Origin of the sequence: Streptomyces sp. G7(2002) (assembly GCF_028870195.1) — a bacterium.
GTDB classification, from domain to species: domain Bacteria; phylum Actinomycetota; class Actinomycetes; order Streptomycetales; family Streptomycetaceae; genus Streptomyces; species Streptomyces nigrescens.
The window spans coordinates 2,797,370-2,811,111 of the sequence record NZ_CP102609.1; the positions used below are offsets into that span (position 1 = coordinate 2,797,370).

Sequence of the window (13,742 nt, forward strand, 5' to 3'; positions counted from 1 at the left end):
TATCCACTGGTCGCGGTCATACCACCCGTAAGTGGTACGGGTGTACCGCAGGTGTTCGGGTGCCGCCGGCTGCCGGTCCGGCGGCGCCCGATGCGTCAGGTGGTGTGTCAGGTGGTGTGTCAGGTGGTGTGTCAGGCGCTGCCCGCCGCGGCGCGTACCCGCAGGGCCCGCCGCAGGTCGTCGAGCTGGTCGAGGAGCTTACGGCGCAGGGCGGGGCTCGGGTCGCCGTCGGCGAGGCAGGCCTCGCCGAGCCGGAGGGTCTCGTCCTCGACGAAGGTGTCGGGGAAGGCGTAGCGGCCGGCGGCCGCGGCGAGGGCCGGGCCGCGTGCGGCGGCGAGGGCGGGGACGTCGGTGAAGTAGCGGGCGACGTAGGGACGGAGCAGCTCGTGCTGTTCGGGGGCCCAGAAGCCGGTGGCGGTGGCGGTGAAGAGGTAGTTGGAGAGGGCGGCCCCGGCGTCGGTGGTGAACAGCGCGTCCCAGGCGGCTTGTTTGGCGGCCGGGTCGGGGAGCGCGGCGTGGCAGCGGGCGGCGCCCTCGCGGCCGGTGGCGCTGGGGTCGCGGGCGAGTTCGGCGTCGATGGCGCCGGGGGTCGTGGCGCCGAGGGTGGCGAGCCGGCCGAGGATGCGCCAGCGCAGTTCGGGGTCGAGGCGGGGGCCGCCGGGGACGCTGCCGTCGTCGAGCCAGTCCTGGATGCCCTCGGGGGTGGTGGCGCTGTCGATGAAGGCGCGTACGGCGGTGAGCCGCAGTCCTGCTTCGGCGCCGTGTTCGGGGCCTTCGGTGCGCCGGAGTATGTCGCGGCTGAGGGCGGTGAGGGTGGCGAGGGCGGTGCGGCGTTCGCTGTGCGGGAGGTAGTGGTCGGCGATCTGGGTGCGGGCGAAGGCGAGGACGCCCTGGACGAGGGCCAGGTCGGTTTCGTACGGGAGGTGGGCGCGGGCGGCGTCCAGGTAGGCGGTGGGGGCGAGTTCGCCGTCGCGGACCATGTCGCGGGCGGCCATCCACACGACGGCGCGGGTCAGCGGGTCGGGGAGGCCGGACAGGGCGCCGAGGGCGGTGTCCCAGGAGACGGCGTCGAGGCGGACCTTGGCGTAGGTGAGGTCCTGGTCGTTGAGGAGGAGCAGGGCGGGGCGGCCGCCGGTGCCCGCGTGGACGCCGTCGTCGGGCACGTCCCAGGCAAGCGGTTCGCGCGGCACGAGGCGGCCCGTGGTGGTGCGGTCGTGGTCGTAGAGCCCGATGGTGAGCCGGTGCGGGCGGGTGCCGTCCTGGCTTCCGGTCTGTTCGACGGACACGCTCCAGTTGCCGTCCGCGGCTTCCCGTACGACGGGGGTGAGGGTGTCGGCTCCGGTGGTGCGCAGCCAGCGTGCGGCCCAGGCGTGGACATCGCGGTCGGTGGCGCGGGCGAGGGAGTCGATGAAGTCGGCGAGGGTGGCGTTGCCGAAGCGGTGCCGGGCGAAGTGCTCGTTGATGCCGGTGAGGAAGTCCTTCTCCCCCATCCAGGCGACGAGTTGGCGCAGCGCGGAGGCGCCCTTGGCGTAGGAGATGCCGTCGAAGTTGAGGAGCGCGGAGGCGGTGTCGGGGACGTCTGCGGGGGTGGGGGCGACGGGGTGGGTGGAGGGCCGCTGGTCGGCGTCGTAGCCCCAGCCCTTGCGGGCGACGGCGAAGTCGGTCCAGGTGTCGGTGAACCGCGTGGCTTCGGCCAGGACCTGGTAGCCCATGTATTCGGCGAAGGACTCGTTCAGCCAGATGTCGTCCCACCACTGGAGGGTGACCAGGTCGCCGAACCACATGTGGGCCATCTCGTGGGCGATCACGACGCCGCGGGTCTGGCGTTCGGTGTCGGTGACGGCGGAGCGGTAGACGAATTCGTCGCGGAAGGTGACCAGGCCGGGGTTCTCCATGGCGCCGGCGTTGAATTCGGGGACGAAGGCCTGGTCGTAGGAGTCGAAGGGGTAGGGCTCCGTGAAGATCTCGTGGTAGCGGTCGAAGCAGCGGCGGGTGAGGTCGAGGATTTCCTCGGCGTCGGCGTCGAGGTGGGGGGCCAGCGAACGGCGGCAGTGGATGCCGAAGGGCAGTCCGGCGTGTTCGGTGCGGATCGTGTGCCAGGGGCCGGCGGCGACCGCGACGAGGTAGCTGCTGATGAGCGGGGTCGGGGCGAGGGTCCAGTGGCCGGGGTCGCGTTGGGTGGCGATGCCGTTGCCGAGGACGGACCAGTCCGTGGGGGCGGTGACGGTGACCGCGAACACGGCCTTGAGGTCGGGCTGGTCGAAGGCGGCGAAGACGCGCTGGACGTCGTCGAGGAACAGCTGGGTGTAGACGTAGCTCTCGCCGTCGGCGGGGTCGGTGAAGCGGTGCATGCCTTCGCCGGTGCGGGAGTAGCGCATGGTGGCGTCCACGCGCAGTTCGTGGGCGCCGGGGGTGAGGCCGGTGAGCGGGAGCCGGTTGTCGTCGAGGGCGGCCGGGTCGAGGGGGTCGCCGTCGAGGGTGACGGAGTGCAGCTCGGCGGGTTTGAGCTCGACGAAGGTGTCGCCGTCGGCTCGCGCGGTGAACTGGATGACCGTGCGGGAGCCGAACCGGTCCTCGCCTTGGGTGAGGTCGAGGGCGATGTCGTAGCGGTGGACGTCGATGAGCCGGGCTCGGGTCTGCGCCTCGTCGCGCTGCAGTGCGGGCATGGGGTCATGCTGCCGTACGGTCGGTGGGTGGTGCACGGGGGTTTGGCGGGTGTGGGGGTTGGGGGGTTGGGGGGGTGTTGTTTGTCTGCGGGTGGGTTGTGGCTGGTCGCGCAGTTCCCCGCGCCCCTTCGTGGCGCGGCCGATCCGTCACTTGCTTCTGGGGCGGTGCGGCTTGGTGGGGGCTGGGGTTTTGCGGGTTGCGTGGTTGCCGCGGGGGTCGGAGGGGACGCACCGGTACCCGTCCTCGGCGCGGGCGACGCGGCTACGTGTAGTTGATTGCCCCGGCGTTCGCTCCAGTCCTGCGGGCGGGCACCGGTACATCCCCTCCAACCGTTCAGCGTTGCCGACTGCCGGCCGGTGACACCGTCCGTCAAGACCCACCTTGGCCGCGCCCCATCTGCGAGCGGAATGGCCAGGTCCCTGCCAAGGGGGGCGATGTACGGCCGTGACGGTGATCGGTACGGCGGGAGAGCCGCGCACGTACGGCGGTCGGAGGGGATGTCCGGTGAGCCGCCCGCAGGACCCGGAGCGAACAACGGGGCTCCCAACCTCCGGGACCCGCGTCGCCCGCGCCGTGGGGGCACCTCCCGGCCGAAGGCTGGGGGAGGCTTACCGGGCGTCCCCTCCGACCCACCACCCACACCCCGTAGGCGAACCGGCCCCAGCCAACGGCTACCCGCTCACCACCGGTGGATCGTCCGGGTCCGGGATCTGGGTGGACCAGCCGCCGGGGACGTTGTGGACCTGGCGGTCGCGGAAGCGTACGGGGGCGGTGCCGACCCGGCGGGTGAACAGGCGGCTGAAGTAGGCCGGGTCGTCGTAGCCGACGCGGCGGGCCACCGCAGAGACCGGGAGTTCGGTGCCCACCAGGAGTTCCTTGGCCCGGCCCAGGCGTATCGCCAGCAGGTAGTCCTTGGGGCTGCAGCCGGCGCCGCGCCGTACGGCGGTGCGGAGTTCGGCGGGGGTCATGCCGTGCCGGGCGGCGTGCTCGGCGACCGAGAGCGGGAGGAAGGCGTCGCGGGCCAGGGCCTGGAGGACGGGGTCGCCGTCGGCGTCGGTGTCGGCGCGGGCGCGGCGCAGGGCGACCAGGAGTTCGTGGACGGCGGCGGAAGTCTCCACCTCCAGCAGGGGGTTGCCGCGCCGGGCCGCCCGCGCGATCCGGCCGATGGCGGTCCGCGCCGGGCCGGTGTCCGCGAGCGGTACGAGCGGGCGGTCCGGCTCGATGTAGCCCAGTTCGGTGTAGGTCGCGGCGGCGGGCCCGGTGAAGTCGACGAAGCTCTCGTCCCAGCCGGTCTCGGGGTCGGCCCCGTAGTGGTGCGGTACGCCGGGGACGAGCCACAGCAGTGCGGGGGCGGTGACGGGGCGGCGGCGGCCGTCGGGGGCGGTGAACCAGCCGCGGCCGGCGCTGATGACGAGGGCGACGTGGTGGTCGAGGGTGCGCGGGCCGACCGTGGGGAGGGTGCCGTGCTGGAGTCCGACGCCCAGGCACACCAGGCCGAGCCGGTGGTGGACCGGGCTCGGAGTGAAGTACCGCATCCAGGTGTGGTACACGCCGGGCCTCCCGTCGCTCCGTCCAAACACCGCCGATCTTTGTCCATGGACCGTCACGCCGCCAGAGGGCAAGGGTGACCGGTGACCGTGAGCGCCCGGACGGTGGCGCGCGGCGACTACTCAAGGGCGGGGTGACGTGACGCGGTTCGAGGTGGGTGAGCGGGACTTCTTGCTGGACGGGCGGCCGGTGCGGCTGCTGTCCGGGGCGTTGCACTACTTCCGGGTGCACGAGGCGCAGTGGGACCACCGGCTGGCGATGCTGCGGGCGATGGGCCTGAACTGTGTGGAGACGTATGTGCCGTGGAATCTGCACGAGCCGCGGCCCGGTGAGTTCCGGGACCCGGAGGCGCTGGGGCGGTTCCTGGACGCGGCGCGGGCGGCGGGGCTGTGGGCGATCGTCCGGCCGGGGCCGTACATCTGCGCGGAGTGGGAGAACGGCGGGCTGCCGGAGTGGCTGACCGGGCCGCTGGGGCGGCGGGTGCGAACCCGGGACGCGGAGTATCTGCGGGCGGTGGACGCCTGGTTCGGGCGGCTGCTGCCGCAGGTCGTGGCGCGGCAGTGTGACGCGGGCGGCCCGGTGATCATGGTGCAGGCGGAGAACGAGTACGGCTCGTACGGCAGCGACGGCGCGTATCTGGCGTGGCTCGTGGACCGGTTGCGGGCGCTGGGGGTGCGGGTGCCGCTGTGCACGTCGGACGGGCCCGAGGACCACATGCTCAGCGGTGGCGGGGTTCCGGGGGTGCTCGCGACCGTCAACTTCGGTTCCGGGGCGCGGGAGGCGCTGGCGGCGCTGCGGCGCCATCAGGCGGGCGGGCCGTTGATGTGTATGGAGTTCTGGTGCGGCTGGTTCACGCACTGGGGGCGGGCACAGGAGCCGCGGGCGCCGGAGGAGGCGGCGGGGGCGCTGCGGGAGATTCTGGAGTGCGGGGCGTCGGTCAACATCTACATGGCGCACGGCGGGACGAGCTTCGGCGGGTGGGCGGGCGCGAACCGCGCGGGTGAGCTGCAGGACGGGGCGCTGCGGTCGACGGTCACCTCGTACGACTACGGGGCGCCGGTCGATGAACGCGGGCGGCCCACGGAGAAGTTCTGGCGGTTCCGGGAGGTGCTCGCCGGGTACGCGGAGGGGCCGCTGCCCCAGGTGCCGGAGGCGCCGCGGGTGCTGGCGGACCCGGTGCGGGCGGTGGTCGGGGAGTGGGCGCCCGCCGAGGACGTGATGGCGGCCCTGGGTGGTGCGGAGGTGGAGGGGGGCGGTCCGGCGACGTTCGAGGAGCTGGGCGTGGACCGGGGGGTGGTGCGCTACCGGGTGGCGGTGCCGGGGCCGCGGGGCCGGTATCCGTTGCGGGTGCGCGGGCTGCGGGACCGGGCGGTGGTGTGGGTCGACGGGGAGCTGCGGGCGGTGGTGGACACCGAGGACGCCGTGGTCGGGGAGGTGGCCGGGCCGGCGTCGGTGGAGGTGTGGGTGGCGTCCCTGGGGCGGGTCAACTACGGTCCGCGGCTCGGCGAGTCCAAGGGGATCGTGGGCGGGCTGCTGCACGAGCGGCAGTTTCTGCACGGCGTGCGGTCGCGGGGGCTGCGGCTGGACGCGCTGGAGGAGGCCGGGGCGTTGGCGCGGGTGCCGTTCCGGGCGGTGGAGGGGGCCGGTGGCGGCGCGGGACTGTACCGGGGGACGCTGACCGTGGCGGGGCGGCCCGGTGACGCCGGTCTCGCGCTGCCGGGGTGGCGGCACGGGTTCGCCTGGATCAACGGGTTCTGTCTGGGGCGCTATTGGGACGAGGGGCCGCAGCGCACGCTGTATGTGCCGGGTCCGGTGCTGCGCGAGGGCGTCAACGAGCTGCTGGTGTGGGAGTGGGAGGGCGCCCCGGCCCCGGTGGGGGAAGAGGCGGGGGCGCCCGGTCTGTATCCCTGCGCGGCGGGGCGCTGAGGATTTCGTGGGGGCGGGTGGCCGCCCCCACGGTCGTCACACCTCGCGGACCTCGAAGGTGTCGAGGACGAACTCCGCGGTCCCGTCGTCGCCCGTCTTGCGCAGCCCCACCCAGGCCTCGCCGGCGTCGGGCGCGGTGAACTCGTAGGTGTGGGTGGCCGGCCGTGTCGCGACGGGCAGCGGGGTGCGGGTCAGTTCGCGGGGTGCGGGCTCGTCGACGGCGGTGATCCAGGCGTACTGGGCGGCCTTCTCGTTCGCGTAGCGGAAGGTGACCCGGTAGCGGCGGCCGGGGGTGAAGCGGACGGTGTGCGGGATCGTCCGGTAGACGAGCCCGGTGTTCTCGCCGCGTGACTTGAGCGACTGGCCGCCGTCGAGGACGTCGTCGACGGCCTTGCCGTTCCAGCCGCGCTGGGTGAACGGGGCGTGCCGCTGGGCGATATGGGTGCGGGGGTCGGTGCTGCCGCCCGCGTCGCCCTTGACGAAGACGCCCCAGCCCTGGGGGACGTGCTCGAAGTCCTCGTAGGCCAGGGCGCCTTTCCTGGTGGTGGGCCGGGCGGGCACGACGCGGAGGTTGTCGAAGCGGACGCGGGCCCGGCCGGCCGCCGCGGTCAGGGTGAGGGTGACCGGGCCGCCGCCCTCGGGGACGGTGAAGTGGGTGAAGAGACGCTGGAAACGGGTGCCGGATTTGCGGTCGGCGGCGACGTAGTTGCCGGCGGTGGAGGTGTCGGTCCAGTTGGTGGCGGTGAGGCCGTCGGCGGTGCGGATCTCCAGGCCGGCCCGTCGCCGTTCGCCCGCCGTGGCGCCGACCTCGACCTGGACCGAGGCGGCGTAGCTGCCGGGGGCGAGCCGGGCGAGTTTCTGGGCGACGGTGGCGGCGGCGCCCGCGCCGATGACCAGCTCGTAGTCGCCCAGCTTGCTGAGCCGGACCGAGGCCGGGCCGGTGACCTGCCGGCCGTCGAGGGTTCCGGAGTGGAAGCCGGGGTCGGTCAGCGGGGTGCCCTCGCCCCAGTGGGGGTCGCCCTGGGCGGGGGCCTTGGTGCGGTGGACCACATAGGCCACCCCGGGCCGGGCGGTGAGGGTGATCCGGCCGCCGCTGACGGGGACCCGGGTTTCCTGGGTGCGGCCCTGGTCGGTGAGCCGGTAGGCGTAGACGGCTGCGCTGCCCCGCCAGCCGCGGGGCAGGGACCAGGTGGTGGTGCCGCCTCGGGGGTTGTAGTGGTAGAGCCGGTCCGGGTCGGTGGCCCGCCGGGGCTCCCAGGGGAGCAGGTAGGTGCCGTCGTCGTAGACGAGCCGGCCGTCGGTGGTGATCTTGCGGGCGCCTTCCGCGTCGCTGACGGAGGTCCGGGTGGGGCCCTCGAAGGTGATCTCGTGTGCGCCCCAGGTCCTGATCGGGTACGCCTGCAGGTATTTGGCGGGCAGCGCGTCGGTCCAGATGAGGGTGTGGAAGGTGTGCCAGTCGGTCTTGCCGACCCAGCCCTCGAAGTTGCCCATCCGGGGGTTGCCGAGCAGCGTGGGCCACTTGTCGGCGAAGACGTCCTTGTGGTGGTTGCGCAGGAAGCGGATCAGCCGGGAGTTGATACCGCGTGAGGTGTCGGGCCCGTAGTCGGTCTCCGTCGCCCAGTGCGACCACAGGGCGGAGCGTTCCAGTCCGTGGCCCCATTCGGTGGTGACCTGCCAGCCCTGGTCGCGCAGATGGCGCTGGAGGCGGTCGGAGTTCCAGCCGGACTCGCGGAAGACGTCGATGTAGAGGGTGTTCAGCGCGGGGTCGGTCTCCTTGCGCAGCTGGGCGAAGCGCCGGGCGATGTCGCCGGAGACCAGATCGCGGCGGGCGTCGATGCGGTAGGACTGGTCGAGCCAGTCCCACTGCTTGTCGTCCTTGTTGACGAGGCGCTCGGAGAAGGCGTGGGCGACGGGGTAGGACTCGGTGGCGTTGACGTGCACCGCGAAGTCGCTGTGCCACTTCTTTCCGGCGCGCAGCAGGGTGTTGAGGTCGGTGAGGCCGCCGGCCCGTTCGTTGTAGTTGCCGCCGTAGTCGGGGTGTGCGGAGTCGTGGCCCTCGGACTGGTAGCCCTTGAGCAGGGTGAACTGCCGCAGCCCGTCGGTGGCCAGCGCGATCCGTTTGACGTTGTCGAGGGTGGCGAGGAAGGGGTTGGTGGCCTGGCTGGCGAAGTTGAACGGGATGTGCGGGACGACCCGCAGATGCTGTGCGTCGGCGCCCAGCGGCATCACCATGATGTCGCGCAGCGCGATGGCGGCGTCCTGCCAGTCGGCCGTTCCGTCGCCGTTGCGGTCGCGGGTGACGATGACGGTCGCGTACGGCAGCGGGTCGGTGGCGTTGGGGGCGCCTCCCGCTGGAGAGGAGGCGGGAGTGGGGGACGGCTGTCCGGCCGCCCGGTGGGTCCACTGGCCGCAGCCCAGCTGCGCCCTGACGAAGCCGTCGCCCTGGGTGGTCTGCCGCCACAGCCGGCCGTTCTCCCAGGTGGTGGTGCCGGCGGGCCGGTCGTAGGAGGTGTTGGTCTCGATGCCGGCGGCCAGGTGGCCGGTGGCGACGACGGCGTAGGCGCAGCCGGTGGGGGTGGCCTCGGCGGGGGTGTCGTCGGTGACCTGTACGAGGGTGTCGCCGCTCTTGGCCTTGTCGAGTTCGATGCGGGCGGCCAGCAGGGTGGCGCCGGGCTGGTCGCTGCGGACGCTTAGCAGCGCGAGGCCGGGGATCTCCAGGGTGCCGATGCGCAGTGCCGGGGTGTCGGTGATGCCGGTGACCCGCCAGGTGATCTGCCGGCCGTGGACGGCGATCTCGACGGTGATGCCGGCGCCGCCGTCGAGGCCGAGGGTGTAGGTGGCGCGGCCGGCGCGGGTGCGGTGGGTGACCCGTGGGGTGTGGGCGGTGCCGTCGATGAGGAGCCGGTTGACGGGGGTGTCCTGGCCGTGGAGGACGGCGCCGGTGCCGCGGTCGGTGTAGGAGACGATGCGCGGGAAGGCGGTGTCGACGCGGACCTCCAGCGCGTCGGACCGCAGCACCGCCTCCGCCGCGCGGGGTGCGGCCGTGGCGGTCCGCGGGGCGAGCGGGAGGGTGCCGGCGACCCCGGCGAGCGCGGTGGCGGCGACGACCTTCCGGCGGCTGGGCCCGGTCGGGGCACCTGTCTGTTCGTTCACGCGCGCGGTCCTCCTTCGTGCCTGCACTGCCTGTCGGCGGACAGCGTGCTGCCGGTGCGGGGCGTGCGCCTATGGACAAAGGAGGGGCAGGTGTTGGACAGATGTGCGGCGGGCGGGGCGGGCGCGGGTCAGGCCGTCGCCCCGCCGTCGAGGGGCAGGACGGCGGTGAGTTCCCAGCCGCCCTCCGGCGCGGGGCCCGCGGTGAGCCGGCCGCCCATCGCCTCGGCCCGTTCGGTGAGTCCGGCCAGGCCGAAGCCGCCGCCGCGGGCCTGTTCGGAGAGGCGGGCGGGGGCGCCGCCGTCGTTGGCGACGCGCAGTTCCACCCCGCGGGGTACGGACCGCAGGCCGATGCGTACCGCGGTGGCGTCCGCCGCATGCTTGCGGATGTTGGTGAGTGCCTCGCGCACGATGCGGTGGACGGCCGCGGCCACCTCGGCGGGCAGGGCGTTCGCCGCGCCGGTTTCGAGGGCGAGGACGACCGGTGGGCCGGTGCGGGAGAAGGTGTCGGTCATCGCGCGGACCTCGGCGAGCCCGGCGAGCGGGTGGGCCCGCGCCCCGTCCTCGCGCAGGACCCGCACCAGCCGGCGCATCGCGCCCAGCGCCTCGCTGCCGGCGGTCTCGATCCGTTCGAAGGTGGCGCCGGCCGGCGGTCCGTCGAGGGCGGTGTAGCGGGCCGCGCGGGCCTGGACGACGATGCCGGTGACGTGGTGAGCGACCAGGTCGTGCAGTTCCCGTGCCAGTTCCAGGCGCTCGGCGGCCCGGACCGCCGCGAGGTCGCGCAGCCGCTGGGCGTCCTGCCGGCGCAGGGTCAGCGAGTAGGCGGCGACGACCACGGTGAGCACCGCCTGGACGACGGTGAAGATGCCCGGCCGGAGGTCCCGCAGCGGGGTGAGGACGCAGGCCAGGCCCAGCAGCGGGCCGAGGACGGCGGCGGTGCGGGCGGGCGCCCGGCGGACCACACCGGCGAGCAGCAGGAGCAGGGCGAGGCCCTCGCCCAGGCCCCATACCTGCGCGGGGTGCGGTCCGGCGAGCAGCACCGCCGATCCCGTCAGCGAGATCACGGCCGCGGCGGCGGCCCGGACGGTCAGCGGGATCCGGACGGAGGGCACCGCGCACAGACAGACCGCGACGGCGATGGCCGCCATGGTCGCGTGCGGCCGGGCGGGCTGGTGGGCCATCCCCACGGCTTCCAGCCCGACGAGGAACAGCAGGAGCAGCGCCGGGCCGGCCTTGGCCGCGGCGCGGTGCCGCGGCAGGTTCGTCGGCCATCCGCTGCGCGGGGCCCGCGGCATGCGCGCAGGGGCCGCCGGGGCCGGTCCGGTGGACCGACGCCGGGTGAGGCGGTGCAGTTCAGCCCCGGACCGCGTTCGAGGGGACATCGTCCGGCGACTCGACGAGGTCGTGATGTCCGCCGAGCAGGACATAGGCGAGGGCCGCGGCGGAGGCGGCGAGGAGCAGTGCGGCGCAGACCGTCGTGCGGCGGTGGCGGTCGGGCGCCGGGGGACGGCGGCGGGGCTCGGTGGTCATGCCGTTCACGCTAGGGAGCCCGGGCGGGGCCGCCCAGGGGCCGTCCGGTCATCCGTGACGGCACAAGGCCCGCCCGGGAGGCGGTACTTGGTCCCGGGGCTGCGGGACCGAGGTCCTTGGAGCGGGGGGACCAAAGGCCGGGACCGGGGTCCGGGACCTTGGTCCCCCTGCGAAGGGCCCGGGGGGCGGCTCCCCGGGCCCCGGTGTGCGGGGGGGCGGTCAGCCGCCCAGTTCGCCCGCGGCCTTCTTGATGTCGGCGGCGAATGCGCTCACCTCGCTGTAGACACCGGGCTTGCCGGGTCGTGCGCAGCCCTCGCCCCAGGAGACGATGCCGACCTGGAGCCACTTGCCGGCGTCGTCCTTGCGGAACATCGGGCCACCGGAGTCGCCCTGGCAGGTGTCGGTGCCGCCGGTGTCCAGCTTGCCGGCGCAGATCTCGTCACCGGGGGTCAGCTGGTCGCCGTAGGCCTTCTTGCAGGCGGCGTCGTCGACGAACGGCACGGTCGCCTTGAGGAGGTAGCGCTGCTGCTCGCCGCCTTCCTTGTCGGCGCCCCAGCCGGCGATGGTGAAGTCGCCGTTGTTGAGCTTGTCGTCCTCGGCGATCTTCAGGGTGGGCTGGTCTATCGGCTTGGCGAGCTTGATCAGCGCCCAGTCCTTGCCCTTGCCGTTGTAGCCGGGGGCCTGGAGGACCTTGGTGGAGTTGACCTTGACGGCGGCGGAGTCCTCCAGGTCGACCACGCCGGCGGTGGCGGTGATGGAGGTGTTGTCGCCGCTCCCGTCGACGCAGTGCGCCGCGGTGAGCACGATGTCCTTGGCGTAGAGGGCTCCGCCACAGCCCATCGACAGCCGGACCATGAAGGGGAATTCACCCTGGTCGGCCTTGGTGCCGCCGACGACCTTGGTGGAGGGTTCCGGGGCGGGCGCGGCCGAGGCCGAGCCGGGCTGGAGGCTGAAGGCGGCCAGGGCGACCGCGCCGACGGCGGTGGCTCTCTTGAGGTGCTTCCGGTAGGTGCGCAACGGGCTTCCTTTCGTGGGGGGTTGCACGTCGATGACGAGCCCATGCCAACACCGGAGCCGGACGTGGCCGTCGCGCACAGCACATGGAGGACGACAGCACGCCGTGAGGCGTCCGGACCCAGTGGGGGATGAGTCCGTACAGCGCCCTGTGATTATGTGGAGTGGCCGATCAGGGTGACAAGGGTGCGCATCCGGCCAACTCCCGTACGCGCCACGCCCCGTACGGTTCATACCGGACTTTCCCGGCCCCCCGTACAGTGGCCGGGTGACCACGGGCGGCAGAGAGATCGAGCACGGATACCCCCACCTCGACACGGTGCGCGCGGCCGTCCACGCGCTGTTCAAACGCCTTTCGTACGACACGGTGAGCACCTTCGGCACCAGCGTGCTGCCCGTCGATGTGGCCTTCGACGAGACCGAGGACCTGCATCTGGGCGCGCAGCGGGTGGCCCGCGCCATGGTCCGGCAGCTGCATCTGCCGGACGCGCGGGCAGTCATCACCTTCCGCGAGATGGAGCACGCCGCGAATGTCGAACTCACCGCGGGGCCGGAGTACTTCATCGAGCTCAACGAGCGCTTCACCAAGCACCGCAAGGACATCGGCGCCGCGCTGGCCCACGAGGTGATGCATGTCTACCTTCACCGCCTGGACCTGGCGTTCCCCGGCACCCGCGACAACGAGATCCTCACCGACACCGCCGCCGCCTATCTCGGCGCGGGCTGGCTGCTGCTGGACGCCTACCGCGAGCACGGCCCGTTCTCGCAGAAGCTGGGCTATCTGACGCCGGAGGAGTTCGGCTATGTCCTCGCCAAGCGGGCCCGGTTCTTCGGGGAGGACCCGGCGCCGTGGTTCACCAGCCCGCAGGCGTACGACGCGTACACGGCGGGCGCGGCACGGGCCCGCCAGGACCTGCGCCGGCCGCCGCTCGCCGAGGCGGGGTGGGCCGCCCGGCTGCGCTACGCCAAGGACCGCCGGGCGGCACAGGACCCGCGGCGCGCGGGCCGGCCGCCCGCCGCCGGTGAGGGCTATGCCTTCGAGGGCCCGTCGCCCCTGCGGGTGTCGTTCCCGTGCCCCGCCTGCCATCAGCGGATCCGGGTCCCGGTCCGCGGCCGGCTCCAGGCACGCTGCGGGCTGTGCAAGACGCTGCTGGACTGCGATACCTGACGGAAAGCCGACTTGCCCCAAGGCTCGCGGTCCGGTTCCTAGACCCAGCCCTCCAGGCCCGCCATGAAGCCGTCGAAGTCGTCGCGGTGGATGGTGTGTCCCGTGCGGGGCACCGTACGCACCTCGAAGCCCCGCTCGGTCAGCTCGGCCGCCGCCTGCTCGGAGAAGAGGAACCCCTCCCCCGCGAACTGCACCAGGGACGGGACGACCGGCTTCTGGGGCGTGTGGTCCTGCAGATGGACGGCGGACAGTGCGAGGGCGGTCCCGGTGTCCCAGTCCGCGACCGTGGCCAGTTCGAGATCGACATCGGCGTCGCTCCAGCGCGGATTGAAGGTCCGCACCATCTCCCGGTCGGCCCTCTTGAACGCGACGAACAGGGCCGGGTCGACGGGCTGTCCGAGCCGGGCGAGCGACCAGGCCGGATCGCAGTACACCGCCCGCCGTGGCTGCAGCCGCTCCACCGCCAGGGACAGCGCCAGCGCGCCCAGTGAATGCCCGATGACGACCTCGGGGGCGGCGGGCAGGGTCTCCACGAGGTCCTCGGCGAACAGCTCGGTGCCGTACTCGCCGCGCGGGCTGCGGCCGTGGCCGCGCAGATCGACGGCGAGCACCCGGTAGCCCCGGCCGGCGAGCGCCGGACCGACCCGGTTCCAGGTGCGGTGATCGGACATCAGACCGTGGACCAGCACCGCGACGCGTTCGCCGGTGCCCCATTCGTGGGTGTGCAACTGCATGCCCC

Annotated in this window: 9 protein-coding genes; 2 read left to right on the forward strand and 7 right to left on the reverse strand. The window is 73.4% G+C overall.

Features of this window, described 5'->3' with window-relative positions; genetic code table 11:
- Positions 1 to 131 precede the first annotated feature (131 nt).
- Complete coding sequence (pepN, locus tag NUT86_RS11430) at positions 132 to 2,666, reverse strand: aminopeptidase N (protein ID WP_274734962.1); 2,535 nt, start codon at positions 2,664 to 2,666, stop codon at positions 132 to 134.
- A 672-nt stretch (positions 2,667 to 3,338) separates the two neighbouring features.
- Complete coding sequence (locus tag NUT86_RS11435) at positions 3,339 to 4,217, reverse strand: helix-turn-helix domain-containing protein (protein ID WP_018090334.1); 879 nt, start codon at positions 4,215 to 4,217, stop codon at positions 3,339 to 3,341.
- Between the two features lie 136 nt (positions 4,218 to 4,353).
- Between NUT86_RS11435 and NUT86_RS11440 the strand changes: the two genes are divergently transcribed.
- Positions 4,354 to 6,141 (forward strand): glycoside hydrolase family 35 protein, encoded by a 1,788-nt coding sequence (locus NUT86_RS11440; RefSeq protein ID WP_274734965.1) that lies wholly within the window; start codon positions 4,354 to 4,356, stop codon positions 6,139 to 6,141.
- A gap of 36 nt (positions 6,142 to 6,177) precedes the next feature.
- Here NUT86_RS11440 and NUT86_RS11445 read toward each other — a convergent pair whose 3' ends face one another.
- The 4 genes from NUT86_RS11445 to NUT86_RS11460 form a co-directional block, all read right to left on the reverse strand.
- On the reverse strand, positions 6,178 to 9,294 hold the full coding sequence (locus NUT86_RS11445) for an endo-alpha-N-acetylgalactosaminidase family protein (protein WP_274734967.1): 3,117 nt from the start codon (positions 9,292 to 9,294) through the stop codon (positions 6,178 to 6,180).
- A gap of 128 nt (positions 9,295 to 9,422) precedes the next feature.
- Positions 9,423 to 10,586 carry a sensor histidine kinase gene (locus NUT86_RS11450; RefSeq protein WP_274734969.1) on the reverse strand — a complete coding sequence of 388 codons (1,164 nt, stop codon included), beginning with the start codon at positions 10,584 to 10,586 and terminating at the stop codon, positions 9,423 to 9,425.
- 58 nt (positions 10,587 to 10,644) lie between these two features.
- Positions 10,645 to 10,821: a hypothetical protein gene (locus tag NUT86_RS11455; RefSeq protein WP_018090330.1), complete on the reverse strand. Its 177-nt coding sequence runs from the start codon at positions 10,819 to 10,821 to the stop codon at positions 10,645 to 10,647.
- A gap of 219 nt (positions 10,822 to 11,040) precedes the next feature.
- Complete coding sequence (locus tag NUT86_RS11460) at positions 11,041 to 11,838, reverse strand: S1 family peptidase (RefSeq protein WP_266446287.1); 798 nt, start codon at positions 11,836 to 11,838, stop codon at positions 11,041 to 11,043.
- A 265-nt stretch (positions 11,839 to 12,103) separates the two neighbouring features.
- On the opposite strand from NUT86_RS11460, the gene NUT86_RS11465 reads away from it, so the two are divergent.
- Positions 12,104 to 13,003: a hypothetical protein gene (locus NUT86_RS11465; protein WP_159488630.1), complete on the forward strand. Its 900-nt coding sequence runs from the start codon at positions 12,104 to 12,106 to the stop codon at positions 13,001 to 13,003.
- A gap of 38 nt (positions 13,004 to 13,041) precedes the next feature.
- On the opposite strand, the gene NUT86_RS11470 is transcribed toward NUT86_RS11465, so the two are convergent.
- Positions 13,042 to 13,737 (reverse strand): alpha/beta fold hydrolase, encoded by a 696-nt coding sequence (locus NUT86_RS11470; RefSeq protein ID WP_018090327.1) that lies wholly within the window; start codon positions 13,735 to 13,737, stop codon positions 13,042 to 13,044.
- Positions 13,738 to 13,742 lie beyond the last annotated feature (5 nt).